Genomic DNA, 14,371 nt, shown 5'->3' on the forward strand with positions numbered 1-14,371 from the left:
CCCCCCCCCCGCAGAGAATACGAAATAACTCATTTGTGCGTCCTTATTTGTAAATTGAAAACCAAAGCTTTGGTAAAGAGAAATCGCCTTTTGATTCGTGTTCAAGGCACAGGCGTAAATTTTCACAACTCCTAGCGTCTCTTGCGCGTACTTTAGCATTGCTTCCATTAATGCCGCTCCATATCCCTTTAAATCTGGGTTTTGATAGATTCCAAACTCACAAGAGATTCCGCGCTGAATGTCTATAAAGCAAAGCACACCCAAGATTTCATCGTTTTGTAAAGCCAAAAAATATTGTTTCGTGGAATCTTGCTTCAAGGATTCCATAAATTTCAAGTGTTCTTTTAGCGTAATTGTCTGTGTTCTCATCAAAGGGGCGATTTTTAGGTGATTGCGCCACCCAAACACCAAAATCTTTTCTATCTCGTCTAAATCCACAAAATTTTTTAATGTCATCACAGAATCCTAGCCCAAAATCCCTACAAGATAAGCAGATAATGCGCTCATTCCTCCACTTGCAACAAGGATTCCAATGCAAATCAAAAGCCCTCCTGCACACCATTCAATCCACTTAAAATAAGCCTTAATCCATTCTAAAAAATTAAAAGCATAGCCAATTAATACCGCACAAAACAAGAAAGGGAGCGAAAGTCCAAGCGCGTAAATCACAAGCAATGCGATTCCGCTTCCCTCCTCTAAACTAGCTAGGGAAATAATGCTTGCCAAAATTGGACCCACACAAGGCGTCCAACCAAGCGCAAAGCTCACACCAAGCAAAAAGGGGGCGAAAAAGTCTTTTAGAAAAGAAAAGTTATATTCTGTGCGGAAGCTTTTTGTATAATTTAAAAACGGAATCCTCAAAATTCCTAAGATATGCAGCCCAAAGAGAATTAAGATTCCGCCTGCAAAATAGCGCAAAATCGGGCTTAAAAGAATCCCACCTTGTAAGATTCTAGCAGCCACTGCGCCCAATAAGACAAAAACGATTCCAAATCCCAAAACAAAAAAGACTGCGCTTCTTAAGATTCTAAATCGTTTCTTTAAATCCAAGCTTTTAGAATCCTTCATCTCTTGGAGTGAAATTTCAGAAATATACGAAAGATATGCGGGAATAAGCGGTAAAATGCAAGGGCTGATAAAAGTCAGAATCCCTGCGGCTAGGCTGATTAAATGTGGAGCCCTTTCAAAAAACCTAAGCAGCGATTCTTCCACCCTTATACCTTGCAAACTTTAAATTTAATCAAGTAAATTTGGCAACCAAAGTGAAATTTCTGGCACATAAGTAACAAGCCCAAGTCCTAAAAGTAAGACACAGAGCCAAGGAATCACCGAGAGGGTAACATCTTTGAGGCTTAAGCCCGTAAGTGAGCTTGCCACAAAGAGATTTAAGCCCACCGGTGGAGTTAGCATTCCAAGCTCCATATTGACAATCATTGCAATTCCAAAGTGAATCGGGTCAATCCCTAGTTGTAAAGCAATCGGCAATAACAAAGGTGTCATAATCATCACGACAGAGCTAGGCTCCATAAATTGTCCCATAATGAAAAGTGCAATATTCACCAAAATCAAAAATAGCCACCAGCTCATATTCATATTCACTAGCGATTCAGCAATCATATGTGGAATCCGCTCACTTGTAAGGAAATGCGCAAACACAACCGCAAAGCCAATGATGAAGAAAATCATTGCTGTGGTAATTGCAGCGTCCAAAAGCACTCCATAAAGCTCTTTTATCTTAATATCTTTATAAACAAAAATGGACACGATAAAGGCATATACTGCACTAATTCCCGCTGCCTCTGTAGCTGTAAAAAGCCCTGCGTAGATTCCACCAATGACCACAATCACGATGAGCAATGCCCAAAATGCTTCTTTGAATTTAGCCCAACGCTCACTAAATTTTGCAGGTTCTGTTGCTTTGAATCCCAATCGTCTTGCGCCAAAATACGCATAAACCATCATCATTCCGCCAATCATCACACCCGGAACAACGCCTGCCATAAATAATTTTTCAATAGAGACTTCCGCGGTTACTCCATAAACAATCATTACAACAGAAGGTGGAATCAAAATCCCAAGACTTCCCGCAGAAGTAATCGCCCCTACTGAATAACTTTTGGGATAGCCTGCTTGGCTAAGAGCTACAAACATTACAGAACCAATCGCAACAACCGTCGCGGGAGAGCTTCCGCTCACAGCAGCAAAGATAATACAAGCCAAAATCGCACTCATTGGAAGACCACCGGGTAAATGCCCCACAATGCTTCTCGCAAAATCTACGATTCTTTGTGCAGAGCTTCCTTTGCTCATCAAAGAACCCGCCAAAATAAACATTGGAATCGCCATTAAAGCAGGTTTTAAGCCATTAAGCATAATTTCAGGCACACCCATAACATCATAAGAGCTAAACAACAGCATTGTAATAACCGCGCTTACCCCGAGAGAAATGGCAACTGGCACACCCACCAATAACAAACCAAACAATACAATTAGCAAAAATGCAACACTCATTAATTCTCCAAATTTTACTAATCTTTAATCACAGAATCGTGAATCATCTCTTCCTCTGCATTTTTTACAACCTTGTCTGCGTCTGTCCAAGAAATTTCATAGATTTTTTCTACGGAGCGATAAGTTGCTCCCAAAAATGCAATGGGCAAACAAAGGAGAAACACCCACAAAGGCACTTCGTGCAATGCTTCACTCATATAGCCAATTTCATAGTTCAAATAGCAAACCATTAAACTAGCATAAAACATAAAGCCTAAAAAAACAGAATTGAGGATATGTGTTAATAGCACACAAGTTTTGGCAAGTGCTGGTGGAAACTTCTCAACTAGCATAGTTACAGAAATATGCACACCCTTTCTAAATCCATACGCTGCGCCAAAAAATGCTGACCACAAAAAGCAATATCTTGCTACTTCCTCCGCCCAAGTAAGCGAGCCAATCTCTGGATAGAATCCCGCAATGTAACGCACACTCACATTAATTGCAGTAATCACGATTCCAAGTGCTATTCCAACGACTGCAACATTTTTATTGATTCCTGCAATAATCTTATCTAAAATAGCAAAAAGCTTATTGACGCCTGGATCCTTATGCGCCCACAAAAAAGGTCTCTGAATCATTAATAATAAATTGCGCAAAATAAACCTTTCAAAAACAATCTACAAGATTATTTTGTATTCAGTGTTTTTTCAATCAAATCTTTACCGATTAAATCATAAAACTTAGGATAGATTGCAATCATCACATCTTGCCATTGTTGTTTTTGTGCTTCATCTAACTCATAAATGGTTGTATTCGTCTTATCATCAGCTTTTAATTTATCTAGCAACATTTTTTCTTCTTTAGCACTCTCTTCACGTTCAAAAATTGTTGCTTCGCGCATTGCGGTAGAAAATTTCTCTTGCAAATCTTGTGGCAATTCTTTCCAAAACTTCTCACTTGCAACAACTAAATATCCCAAATAACCATGATTTGAAATTGTAATAGAGCTTTGCACTTCATAGAATTTAGAATTATAGAGGTTAGAAAGTGGGTTTTCTGCTGCATCTACTACACCTGTTTGCAATGCAGAATACACTTCACCAAAAGGTAAAACTTGTGGAATCGCTTTGACAGCTTTTGTTTGTTCTTCTAGCACTTTAGAGCTCATAATTCTCATTTTTTGCCCTTCTGCATCACTTGGTTCTACAATTGGTTTTTTATTTGTACTAAATTGTTTGAATCCTGCGTCCCAATACTCAAGTGCGATATAACCCTTGCTTGAAATCACATCTTTTAGGATTTTTCCTACTTCTCCGTCCATTACTTTATGCAAATGTTCGGTATCGCGGAAGATAAAAGGAACATCCCAAAGGTTAAACTCTTTTGCAAAAGGTGTAAATTTTGAAAAACTAGGTGCTGCAAGTTGCACATTGTTGCGTTTAAGTTCTTGAAAAACCTTATCATCATCTACGAGCTGCGCTGAAGGAAATACATGCACTTTGATTTTCCCCTCTGTAAGCTCTTCTACTCTTTTGGCAAAGAAATCTGCTGCTCTCCCCTTTGGTGTATTTGCGCTCACAACATGCGCGAATTTCACCTCATAAACCTTATTGGAATCTCCCTTAGCAGCGGTGCTAGCTTCTTTATTATTGTCTCCACCACAACCCATTAATCCAAATACAGCCAAAACTGAAACTAAAAGAATTTTTTTCATTTTCCTAAATCTCCTAACACAAATATTATTCACTCAACCTCTGTGAGATTCCATATATTTTATACAAAATCTTCTTAAAAGACAAAATGGACTAAATCACTTTGGTGCTTTTAGTGTAGAATTTTGCAACATTATGCGCCAAAAATGACTTTTTGAAACAATCCAAAATTTATTTGTAATTTTTGATTGCTTTATCCAAAATTTCTTTGGCAACATTTAAATCTTTGTATTCCTTAACTTTTACCCATTTATTCGGTTCTAAAGCCTTATAAGTTTCAAAGAAATTTTTAATCCTATCCAATGTGATTTGTGGCAAATCCTCTAGGCTTTGGATTCTATCGTATCTTGGGTCTATCTTACTGACAGGCACAGCAAGGAGTTTTTCGTCCATTCCGCTTTCATCTTCCATAATCAAAACACCAATCAAACGCGCTTTAATCACACTTCCAGCCTGTAAAGGATATTCGTTTAGCACCAACACATCTGCTGGGTCCCCATCATCACTTAGCGTATTTGGCACGAAACCATAATTCGCAGGATAAAACATCGCACTATACATCACTCTATCCACCACGACTGCACCGGATTCCTTGTCAATTTCATATTTAATGTTGCTTCCATAAGGAATCTCAATTACGACATTAAGTTTATTAGGATTCTCTCCTACACTAATCTTTGATACATTCATCTTTTTCCCTTTAATAATTAAGTAGAATCTCTATTAAATTTTAGATTTAATAAAAGCTTCCATTTCGGAAGTAATTTCCTCAATCGTGCGCTCACCACTGATTTTTTTCAACACAGCTTTTTTGCCATAAAAATCCTGAATCTCTTTCAAAGGCGTTTGATAAACTTCCATACGATTATTGAAAACTTCTACATTATCGTCTGCACCTCTAGCGCGTCCAAGCACCCTATCACAAGCAGTTTCTCTACTTACTTCTACCTCAATCACACTGACAAGCTCAATATCTTTTTTGTCATTCAAAATCTTATCTAGCTCCAACATTTGCTCCACACTGCGAGGATAGCCATCAATAAGCACAATATCTTTTACCGCATTGGCTATCGCATCTACAATGGTTTTGACGACAATTTCAAGCGGCACAAGATTTCCTTTGCTTGTGTAGCTGTCAATTAGCTTTCCAAGCTCACTTCCGCTTGCCACCTCTGCACGCAATAATTCTCCGGTAGAATAATGCACAATGCTCTCACTATTATTCTTACTAATAATCTCTGCGTCCGTAGTTTTACCGCTTCCGGGTGCTCCGATGACCAAAAATAATTTTTTCATAAAATTCTCCTTTTATCGTTTAGTTTCTCTTACCTTGATATGTAGTTCCCTTAATTGCTCCTCGTTTGCCTCACTTGGCGCGTCTGTTAGCGGGCAAGTTGCCTTTTGTGTTTTAGGAAATGCAATCACATCACGGATAGAATTTGCTTTGCAAAGTAGCATAATAATCCTATCTAAGCCAAATGCGATTCCGCCGTGAGGTGGCGCGCCAAATTGCAAGGCTTCAAGTAAAAAGCTAAATTTATTTTTTGCCTCTTCCTCGCTAATTCCAAGCAATTTAAACACGCGACTTTGAATCTCCTCTTTATGAATCCTAATGCTTCCGCCACCAATTTCAAAACCATTCAATACGACATCATAAGCCACAGAGCTAATCTCCTCAATGTCTTCTACATCTAAATTTTTAGGCATTGTAAAAGGATGGTGTAGAGCCGACACACTACCATCTTCATTGCGTTCAAACATAGGAAAATCTACTACCCATAAGAATCTATAAAGATTCTCATCAATAAGCCCCATATCTTGAGCAATTTTCTGACGCAAACGTCCCATATAATCCCACACAATTTTTTTCTCTCCCGCGCCAAAGAATACAATATCTCCGACTTTTGCGCCTACGCGTTCTAACAGGGTTTTAAGACTTGTTTCACTTAAAAACTTCACAAGAGGTCCCTTTGCACCCTCTTCTTTGATTTGAATATATGCCAAACCTTTTGCCCCAAATTTGCGCACAAACTCTTCTGCCTCTCCTAAAGTTTTACGCGTGAAAAATGTATCACCTTTTTGCACACATAGGGCTTTAATGCGATTATTTTTAGAATCCTTAGCAATCTTAGCAAAAATTTCATTGCTAGATTCTACAAACAAATCGGATACTTCCACTAAGGGCAATTCATAACGCAAATCTGGCTTATCGCTGCCATAAGATTCCATTACTTCTTTATAAGTGCGATGTTCAAAAGGAGTTTGTACAGCAATCCCGCACACTCCAAAAATCGCCTTAAGCGTTGCTTCCGCAGCCGCCATTACATCGTCTTGGGTGCAAAAACTCATTTCCACATCAATTTGTGTAAATTCTGGTTGCCTATCAAGCCGTAAATCCTCATCTCTGAAACATTTTGCAATCTGAAAATACTTATCAAATCCGCTAATCATCAACAGCTGCTTAAATAATTGAGGGCTTTGGGGCAAGGCATAAAATTCGCCGTGATGCACGCGACTAGGCACAAGATAATCCCGCGCACCCTCTGGCGTTGCTTTCGTTAAAATTGGAGTTTCAACCTCTAAAAATCCCAAGCTACTTAACGCATTTCTTGTCGCTTGCGCCACCTTGCTTCGCGTGATAAAAATCTCTTGCAAGCGCGGGTTGCGCAAATCCAAATAGCGATATTTCAAACGTACATCTTCCCCCACGCTTTCATCTCCTACCGCAATGGGAGGCGTTAGGCTCTTGTTTTCAATCTTTAGAGATTCTACCAACACCTCAATTTTCCCTGTTTTTAGTTTAGGATTCTCTAGTCCCTCGCCTCTTGCACGCACTTTTCCTTTTGCCAACAAAACATATTCATCACGCACTTCGCTCGCAATTTTATGCGCCTCTGCGCTATCCTTTGGGTCAAATACAAGTTGCACAAGTCCGCTGCGGTCGCGTAAGTCAATAAAAACGATTCCTCCGTGGTCGCGATAAGTATTACACCAACCGCATAAACTCACCATTTCTCCAATATTTTGCTCTCCCAAATCTGCGCAATAATGGCTTCTCATGGTATTTACTCCTAAAAATTAACAAAATAATTTGTGATTGTATCAAAAAATAATAAAAGGCAAAATTAATCTCAAGCTTTTAAAGTTGTATCAATGCAAAATAAGATTTCTAATCCTTATATTCATCACAAAATCTTTCCATTCCATAAAAAATAAATAGCTTACTTTATGTAATTATTTATTGATAATCTTTCTTGATAAATAAAAATAATTTTTGTATAATTACGATTCTGAAAATAAATCATTATTTAACTTAAACTAGGACTAGGATACTTAAATGTTTGAAAAAATTTTAAAAGAAAATCACCTCAAAATTACTCCCCAACGTTTGGCAATTTTGAAAGAAATCCAAAAATTTGGACACATCAGCATTGATGAAATTTATGAAAATATTAAAGAGAGTAATCCCTCAATGTCTCTTGCTACAATTTATAAAAATCTTGCTTCTATGCAAGAAGCAAAAATCATTGACGAAGTCAAATTTCCCAACCAAAAGCAACGTTATGAGCTTGTGAAAAACCCTCATATTCATCTTGTTTGTGAAAAATGTGGAAAAATCACAGATATGGAATTAAATACTTCTGTAGAATCACTCAAAGCCGCTTGCACCGACATTTCTTCTTACAAAATCAAAGAAACCTCTATCGCGATGATTGGAATCTGCCCACAATGCCAAACCAACGCTTAAAAGTTTAATTTAACATATTGTTTGGGGACTTTAACAACCACTTTCTGCACAAGCGAAGATTCTGCATTTGCAGAGATTCCGCCTGCATGCACATCAAGACTTTCAAACACCGCAAGATTACCGGGAAATAATTGAATACTTGAAAGAAAAGCACTTGTGTGATATTCAATCAAATCGCGTGCAGAATCTAAGGGATTCTTAATCTTACACAAACTATTTGGAGCAACAAAAAAAATCTCCTTACCAAAAACTACCATTTGAAAATCAACCATTTCACTATGGCTTTCATAAAAAGCCTCTTTGGGCGTCTTGGTATTATAAGCCTGCTCAATGGCGCGCACTCCCCCATCAAAATGCACCACAAATTCCTCACCTGCTTTTAAAGCCGCAATTCGTTGATGCACTTCACTGCTTTCGTCTAAAGCATCAAAAAGATAGCCAAAGATTCTGCTTAACACTTCATTTTTCTTAAATTTGTTTGCCACATCTGGCAAATAACCCAAAAACATAGAATCCCTTTAGAAATTATGTAACCCTACAAGCAGCCAATCATTCTCGCTTTCACGCTCTAATTCTACTACACAACCTTTGCCCACATACAAATTCAAAGTTCCTTTCGCACAGATAAATCGCACAAACTCGCTAATACTTGGCTCGTGTCCAACAACAACTAAAGTTTGCCAATCTTCTTCAATCTCATCTTTATGTCCCAAAAAGCCTTGTAATCCTTCTTCAGGATTAATATTGGGATTTAGGAAAAAAGTGCTGTGGGATTGTTTTTTAGCAATAAACTTTGCTGTATCACACGCACGCAAAGCAAGCGATGAAACAATCGCATCTACATCGGGGTATTTTTTTGCAATGTATTTTGCAATTTTTTTTGCTTGTTTTACACCTTTTTTCGTAAGTGGTCGCTTCATATCGTCTTCACCTACCCACTTTTCTCTATTCTCTGCTTTTGCATGTCGCACCAAAATTAAACGCATTTTCAAACCTCCTTAAATTAGATTTTTTCTATCATTTGAATCACAAATGCAATGTTTCTCTTGCCACTTTCTTCCTCATTATAGTCCTCTAGCTTTTCATCATTCACACTATCAGATATTGTCCGAAGAATACAAAAAGGCACTTTGAGATTCTTGCACACCACCGCTACGCTTGCACCCTCCATTTCTACTGCGTCCGCTTGAAAAGTTTCACGTATCCATTGTTTCTTGTCTTTTTGATTGACAAATTGGTCTCCTGAAGCGACAATTCCCTCATAAATGCAGAATCCAAGCTCGCTTGCCACTTCTTTTGCTATCGCATTTAACGCAGAATCACTTTCGACAAAGGTCTCGCTCCCAGGAACAAATCCGTAAGGGTAATCAAAAATTGTCAAATCCACATCGTGCTGACACAATTTACTTGCAAAAAGCAAATCTCCAACTTTATAACTTGGATTGATTGCACCCGCGATTCCATTAAATAGGATTTTTTCACAACCAAAGTGCAAAATCAAAGTGCAAGCAGTCAATGCTGCATGCACTTTACCAATACGACTACACGCAAGCATTGCAGTCTTGTTTCCTACTTTAATTTTGTAAAAAGTATTGCCACCAAACTCCAAAGTTTCATAATCCTTGTAGTGTGCGAGCACGGGAGTAATCTCCTCTGGAAGTGCGCCAATAATGCCAAATGTCATTTTAATCCTTTTGTAAAAAATCTTGAATCTCTGCATAAGTCTGCAAAGAAATCGTTTCTTTTTGGCTCAATCGCTTATTTAAGCCTTTTAGGACATTGCCTCCACACTCTATGAAACCCTCAATCTCTGTATCATTTTCACGAATGGATTGCTTATAAAGCACGGGTGAAACAAGCTGCTTTGCCAACAAATCCAATGCTTGTGCTTTACTTTGATAGGGTTTTGCATTTACATTTGAAATAATAGGAAAGTCAAAGGAATCCCTCAATGCTTCCTCTAGTAAGACTCTAAAATCTGCACACATTCCTTCTAAAATAGGACAATGACTTGCCACAGACATCGGAAGCATTAAGGCACGTTTTGCACCCAATCCTTTAATCTCCACTTCTAAGGTGGATAAATCCTCTTTGCTTCCTGCAAGCACCATTTGCCCATCGCCATTATAATTTGCACACCAGACTTTCAAGCCTCTATTGCGTTTTTTTGCACAAAACTCTTCTAATATGCTATCCTCTAACCCAAGCACAACCATCATACCTGCCACTTTGGACTTGCAGGATTCCTCCATTAAATATCCTCGCTTACTAACCAATGAAATGGCTTGCTCAAAGTTCAAAGCACCGCTTGCGCAGAGCGCACTAAATTCTCCCAACGAATGCCCTAGCCCAAAAGCAATTTTATCTTTTATTTTTGGCAAAATAAGAGAAAATACACTATAACTTACCAAAAGAATCGCGGGCTGTGTGTATTGTGTCAAATTTAATTTTTCATTCTCTTCAAAGCAAAGTTTTATCATATCTTCTTTTAAAATCTCACTTGCTTGTTCAAAATGCCTCTTAACTTCTGTGCTATTCTCAAACAAGTCTTTACCCATTCCAATACTCTGACTGCCTTGACCGGGAAAAATTAATGCTTTACTCAAAATCACTCCTTTTACATACTTTCTTTAGCTTGAACACCAAGTAATGCAAGCCCTAAATTCAAAGACTTTGCAACAACAATTAAGACTTTTAGAATCTGCTCCTCTTTGGCAGTGTTTAAAATTTTTGTCTCATTATAGAATCGGTGGAACTCTCCTGCAAGATTTTTCAAAAAATCCACAACCTTATTGGGTGCGCGTTGCACAAAAGCATCTAATAGCACCTTATCAAGCCCAAGTGAAAGCACCAATAAATCACGCAAATTTTCGTCCATTTCTTTTAGAGATTCTACATATTGCTCTTTTTTGGTATTTTTAAAATCAAGAATCTCAAAACAAGATTTGGCAAAAAGTGTATGAATCCGCGCGTGGGCATAATTAATATAATACACAGGATTGCTCGCGTCTTGCTTTTTTAATTCTTCTATGTCAAATTCTAAATGTGTGTCTGCTTTTTTACTTAAAAAAATCAAACGCAAAGCGTCTGCACCGACTTCCTCTACGATTTCTTTCATTAAAATAAAATTGCCTGCGCGTTTGCTCATCTTATAAGCTTCACCCCCTTGAAGCAAGGCAACCATTTGTGATAAAAGCACCTCTAATTTATTGCTATCATATCCTAAAAAGCTAATAGCAGCTTTCACGCGCGCGATATAGCCGTGATGGTCTGCTCCCCAAATATTAATATAGTGTGTAAAGGGGCGCATAAACTTGTCTCTGTGATAAATAATATCTCCCGCAAGATAAGTTGGCTCTCCATTCTCACGCACAATGACGCGGTCTTTTTCGTCTCCATATTCACTAGATTTTAGCCACAATTTACCCTCTTGCTCATAGACGCCATTATGTGCTTGAAGTGCGTGCAATGTGGAATCCCAAGCCGTAAAAAGCTCTTTTTCACTCACATAGTTATCAAATACGATTCCAACTTGTGCTAAATTTGCCTTGATTTCCTCTAGCATTTTGTCTTTTCCAAAGCAGCTTAAGGTTGCAATCTGCGAGAGATTCTCAAAAACTTCCAATCCCAAAGAATCCTTTGCTTGCTCTGCTAGCAAAAGCACATATTCACCCTTATAGCAATCCTGCGGCAACTCATAGGGTGCGTTAAAAAACAAATGCCGTCCAGCATAATAAATGGATTTACCCAAATTTTCCATTTGTGTGCCTGCGTCATTGATATAATATTCTGTTGCAATGCGAAATCCCAAAAACCTGCCAATCCGCGCTAAACTATCGCCAAAGATTGCTCCACGTGCGTGTCCAATGTGCAAAGGACCTGTTGGATTTGCGCTCACATATTCTAGCAAGATATGCTCCTGCGCGTTTTGCGATTCTACATTTGAAGCTTGACTTGTAGAATCTTGTTGCAAAAACTTCCACGCACATTGTGCCAAAAACATATCACTTAGACTAAAATTCACATAGCCATTGACAACATTCACACTTGCAATTTGTGGCAAAGATTCTAACTTTTGCGCAAACTCTTGTGCAATAGCTTGCGGACTTTGGCGTAAAGTTTTGGCAAAGCTAAAAGTTGGCAAAGCAAAATGACCAAATCTCTTGTCGCGTGGCTTTTCTAAAATACTAGAAACCCCTAATGCTTCCTCTACAATTTGTTTGATATTTTGCGTCATTAGGATACTTTTGTTGTCTCGTTTGCAGAATTTGCTACGGATTCTTTTTTGTCTTGTTCAATCTTCGTATTTTGCGCCGTTATCTCTTCGTCCTCTTCTTTGACTGCTTTTTTGAAATTTTTAATTCCTGAACCCAAGCCTTTAGCTAAATCTGGAATCTTTTTTGCTCCAAATAACACAACAATAATCAATAGCACAATGAGCAACTGCTGAACACTTGGCATCATTATTAAATCCTTTTTATTTATGAAATTTTGCGGATTATAGCATAATTCCTCTTGCAACTACAAAACCACTAATTTTTACATTTAATTTTTGAATAAATGTTACTAATTTTTCAAAAATCATCAACCTTTGCCGATATTTTGAAATATTAAATGAAAGATTTAATTGTTATATGCTATTCTTACAAGAAATTAATTTAAGGGTTAAAGTAATGAAGTTATCTTTGAGCTTAAAAGCAACATTAAGTATTACACTCACGGCAATAATTGGGTTTTTAATTTTTGGGATTTTGCAATATCAAATGACCAAAACTAGTACTCTATTATCCGAAACAAAAAGTTACCAAGGCAAACTAAATTCTATTCAACTTTTGCTCATTTCTTATATTAATGAAAAACAAGTTGCCATCAATCAGCTTAAAGACGATATTGCTAATCATTTAGATGATGAGGCAAGTATTGCCAAAAGCCTAGAACTCGTTGAAAAAACAAGCGGATTCAATCTCGTGTATTTTGGTGTGGAGGAAAACGGAAGAATGCTCCGAAGCAATGGAAATCATGTCTTTCCAGAAAGTGGCTATGACCCACGCAAACGCAGTTGGTTTTATGATACGAAAGCACAAAATCAACCAATCATTTTAAACAATGCGTGGTTACAAGCGAGTAAAAAACTTCCTGTTTTTGGCTTTGGAGCACCTCTCCACCACAAAGGTAATTTTTATGGCGTTGTTAGTGGAGACATTGCATTAAAGCCCTTAAACAACTATTTAGAATCCCTTCAAAAAGGCGAACATTATACAATTTTTGCAACAGACCCGAGTGGCAAAATCATTCTTTCGCAAAATGCCGATGAAATCCTCAACCAAAGTGAAATCTCCAAATTATTAGTAGAAAAATCTAAAAACCATCAAAACGAGTTCATTTTCTTTGAACAAGATAAACACCAAAGATTTGGAATCTGCTCTTTAAACCCATTAACTGCGTGGAATGTCTGTTTGGTAGGAGAAGAGGCAACCCTATATCATACCGTTCATAAAAACACTACTTTCCTAGCTATTTCATTGCTTATCTTTGCAATTGTTCTTATCGTGCTGATTAATATTTTCGCACGCAAAATCCTTAATCCTATTAAGACTTTGCGCAAAGGAATCTTAGACTTTTTTGACTACTTACATCTCAAAACTACAAGTGTAAAACTGCTCCATATTAACACCAATGACGAATTGGGAGAAATGGCAAGAGCCATTAACGAAAACATCAAAGAGATTCAAACCAATTTGGAAAAAGAGCGTGCTTGTGTGCAAGAAACATTAAAATCTCTTGAATACGCAAAGGAAGGTGATTTTGGGAGATTGATAGAGGCTGAATCCAACAACAAACAACTCAACAACATTAAACTTTATCTTAATCAAACACTCCAAGACCTTAATCAAAACTTTGAAATTATTGAAAAAGCACTAGAAAGCTACAAAGGAGATGATTTTACCCATATTGCAGAAACAAATAATAGCAAAGGTGCATTGCTTCGTGTAGTAGAAAACATCAACGATTTAAGAAGTTATATCCAAAATATGCTCCAGCACTCTAGCGGAATCGCACAAACACTTAAAGGGCATTCTAGCACTTTACAAGAACGCGTAGCAAACCTGCAAGCTTCTTCTCACGCACAAAGCCAATCCCTAGAACAAACGAATTTAGCTGTATCAGAAATCACAGATTCTATGCAAAATGTTGCAAGCAAAAGCAGTGAAGTAATCCAGCAAAGTGATGATATTCGGCAAGTCGTCAATGTAATTAAAGACATTGCAGACCAAACCAACTTACTTGCGCTCAATGCCGCGATTGAAGCAGCAAGAGCAGGGGAACACGGACGAGGATTCGCAGTTGTTGCTGATGAGGTAAGAAAGCTAGCAGAAAGAACAGGAAAATCACTCAATGAGATTGAAGCAAATGTGAA

At 37.8% G+C, this 14,371-nt stretch carries 16 protein-coding genes; 2 read left to right on the forward strand and 14 right to left on the reverse strand.

Annotation, left to right across the window (positions count from 1 at the left end):
* The 8 genes from pseH to aspS form a co-directional block, all read right to left on the reverse strand.
* A partial coding sequence (pseH, locus tag K2N75_RS08485) for a UDP-4-amino-4,6-dideoxy-N-acetyl-beta-L-altrosamine N-acetyltransferase (protein ID WP_297681062.1) occupies positions 1–456 on the reverse strand: 456 nt, incomplete at its 3' end.
* A 9-nt stretch (positions 457–465) separates the two neighbouring features.
* A complete protein-coding gene (locus K2N75_RS08490; protein WP_297681064.1) occupies positions 466–1,212 on the reverse strand; it encodes a cytochrome c biogenesis protein CcdA in 747 nt (248 codons plus the stop codon).
* A gap of 24 nt (positions 1,213–1,236) precedes the next feature.
* On the reverse strand, positions 1,237–2,511 hold the full coding sequence (locus K2N75_RS08495; protein WP_297681066.1) for a TRAP transporter large permease subunit: 1,275 nt from the start codon (positions 2,509–2,511) through the stop codon (positions 1,237–1,239).
* A 17-nt stretch (positions 2,512–2,528) separates the two neighbouring features.
* Entirely contained in the window at positions 2,529–3,131 is a 603-nt protein-coding gene (locus tag K2N75_RS08500; RefSeq protein WP_297681090.1) for a TRAP transporter small permease, read from the reverse strand.
* 47 nt (positions 3,132–3,178) lie between these two features.
* Complete coding sequence (locus K2N75_RS08505; RefSeq protein ID WP_297681068.1) at positions 3,179–4,207, reverse strand: DctP family TRAP transporter solute-binding subunit; 1,029 nt, start codon at positions 4,205–4,207, stop codon at positions 3,179–3,181.
* A gap of 169 nt (positions 4,208–4,376) precedes the next feature.
* Positions 4,377–4,895 (reverse strand): inorganic diphosphatase, encoded by a 519-nt coding sequence (gene ppa, locus K2N75_RS08510; RefSeq protein ID WP_297681070.1) that lies wholly within the window; start codon positions 4,893–4,895, stop codon positions 4,377–4,379.
* A gap of 33 nt (positions 4,896–4,928) precedes the next feature.
* Positions 4,929–5,501, reverse strand: coding sequence for an adenylate kinase (locus K2N75_RS08515; RefSeq protein WP_297681072.1), 573 nt, complete (start codon positions 5,499–5,501; stop codon positions 4,929–4,931).
* A gap of 12 nt (positions 5,502–5,513) precedes the next feature.
* Complete coding sequence (gene aspS, locus K2N75_RS08520; protein WP_297681074.1) at positions 5,514–7,265, reverse strand: aspartate--tRNA ligase; 1,752 nt, start codon at positions 7,263–7,265, stop codon at positions 5,514–5,516.
* 277 nt (positions 7,266–7,542) lie between these two features.
* Between aspS and K2N75_RS08525 the strand changes: the two genes are divergently transcribed.
* The gene (locus K2N75_RS08525; protein WP_297681076.1) at positions 7,543–7,953 is read left to right on the forward strand and encodes a Fur family transcriptional regulator; all 411 of its coding nucleotides are present in this window, start codon (positions 7,543–7,545) and stop codon (positions 7,951–7,953) included.
* Here K2N75_RS08525 and K2N75_RS08530 read toward each other — a convergent pair.
* The 6 genes from K2N75_RS08530 to K2N75_RS08555 are packed head-to-tail and all read right to left on the reverse strand — an operon-like array spanning position 7,950 to position 12,420.
* Positions 7,950–8,462: a YhcH/YjgK/YiaL family protein gene (locus K2N75_RS08530; protein WP_297681078.1), complete on the reverse strand. Its 513-nt coding sequence runs from the start codon at positions 8,460–8,462 to the stop codon at positions 7,950–7,952. The two genes, K2N75_RS08525 and K2N75_RS08530, sit on opposite strands and share 4 nt — an antisense overlap.
* Before the next feature lie 9 nt (positions 8,463–8,471).
* A complete protein-coding gene (locus tag K2N75_RS08535; protein WP_297681080.1) occupies positions 8,472–8,939 on the reverse strand; it encodes a histidine phosphatase family protein in 468 nt (155 codons plus the stop codon).
* 17 nt (positions 8,940–8,956) lie between these two features.
* Positions 8,957–9,637, reverse strand: a complete 681-nt coding sequence (locus K2N75_RS08540; RefSeq protein WP_297681082.1) for a 5'-methylthioadenosine/adenosylhomocysteine nucleosidase — start codon at positions 9,635–9,637, stop codon at positions 8,957–8,959.
* Position 9,638: 1 nt separating this feature from the next.
* A complete protein-coding gene (fabD, locus tag K2N75_RS08545; RefSeq protein WP_297681084.1) occupies positions 9,639–10,559 on the reverse strand; it encodes an ACP S-malonyltransferase in 921 nt (306 codons plus the stop codon).
* 11 nt (positions 10,560–10,570) lie between these two features.
* Positions 10,571–12,190, reverse strand: coding sequence for an arginine--tRNA ligase (gene argS, locus K2N75_RS08550; protein WP_297681086.1), 1,620 nt, complete (start codon positions 12,188–12,190; stop codon positions 10,571–10,573).
* Entirely contained in the window at positions 12,190–12,420 is a 231-nt protein-coding gene (locus K2N75_RS08555; protein WP_297681092.1) for a twin-arginine translocase TatA/TatE family subunit, read from the reverse strand. Before K2N75_RS08555 ends, argS begins: the two co-directional genes overlap by 1 nt.
* 206 nt (positions 12,421–12,626) lie before the next feature.
* On the opposite strand from K2N75_RS08555, the gene K2N75_RS08560 reads away from it, so the two are divergent.
* Positions 12,627–14,371: methyl-accepting chemotaxis protein (locus K2N75_RS08560; protein WP_300120346.1), on the forward strand; the 1,745-nt coding region annotated here is incomplete at its 3' end.

It is taken from the genome of Helicobacter sp. (assembly GCF_029067145.1).
GTDB lineage: Bacteria > Campylobacterota > Campylobacteria > Campylobacterales > Helicobacteraceae > Helicobacter_D.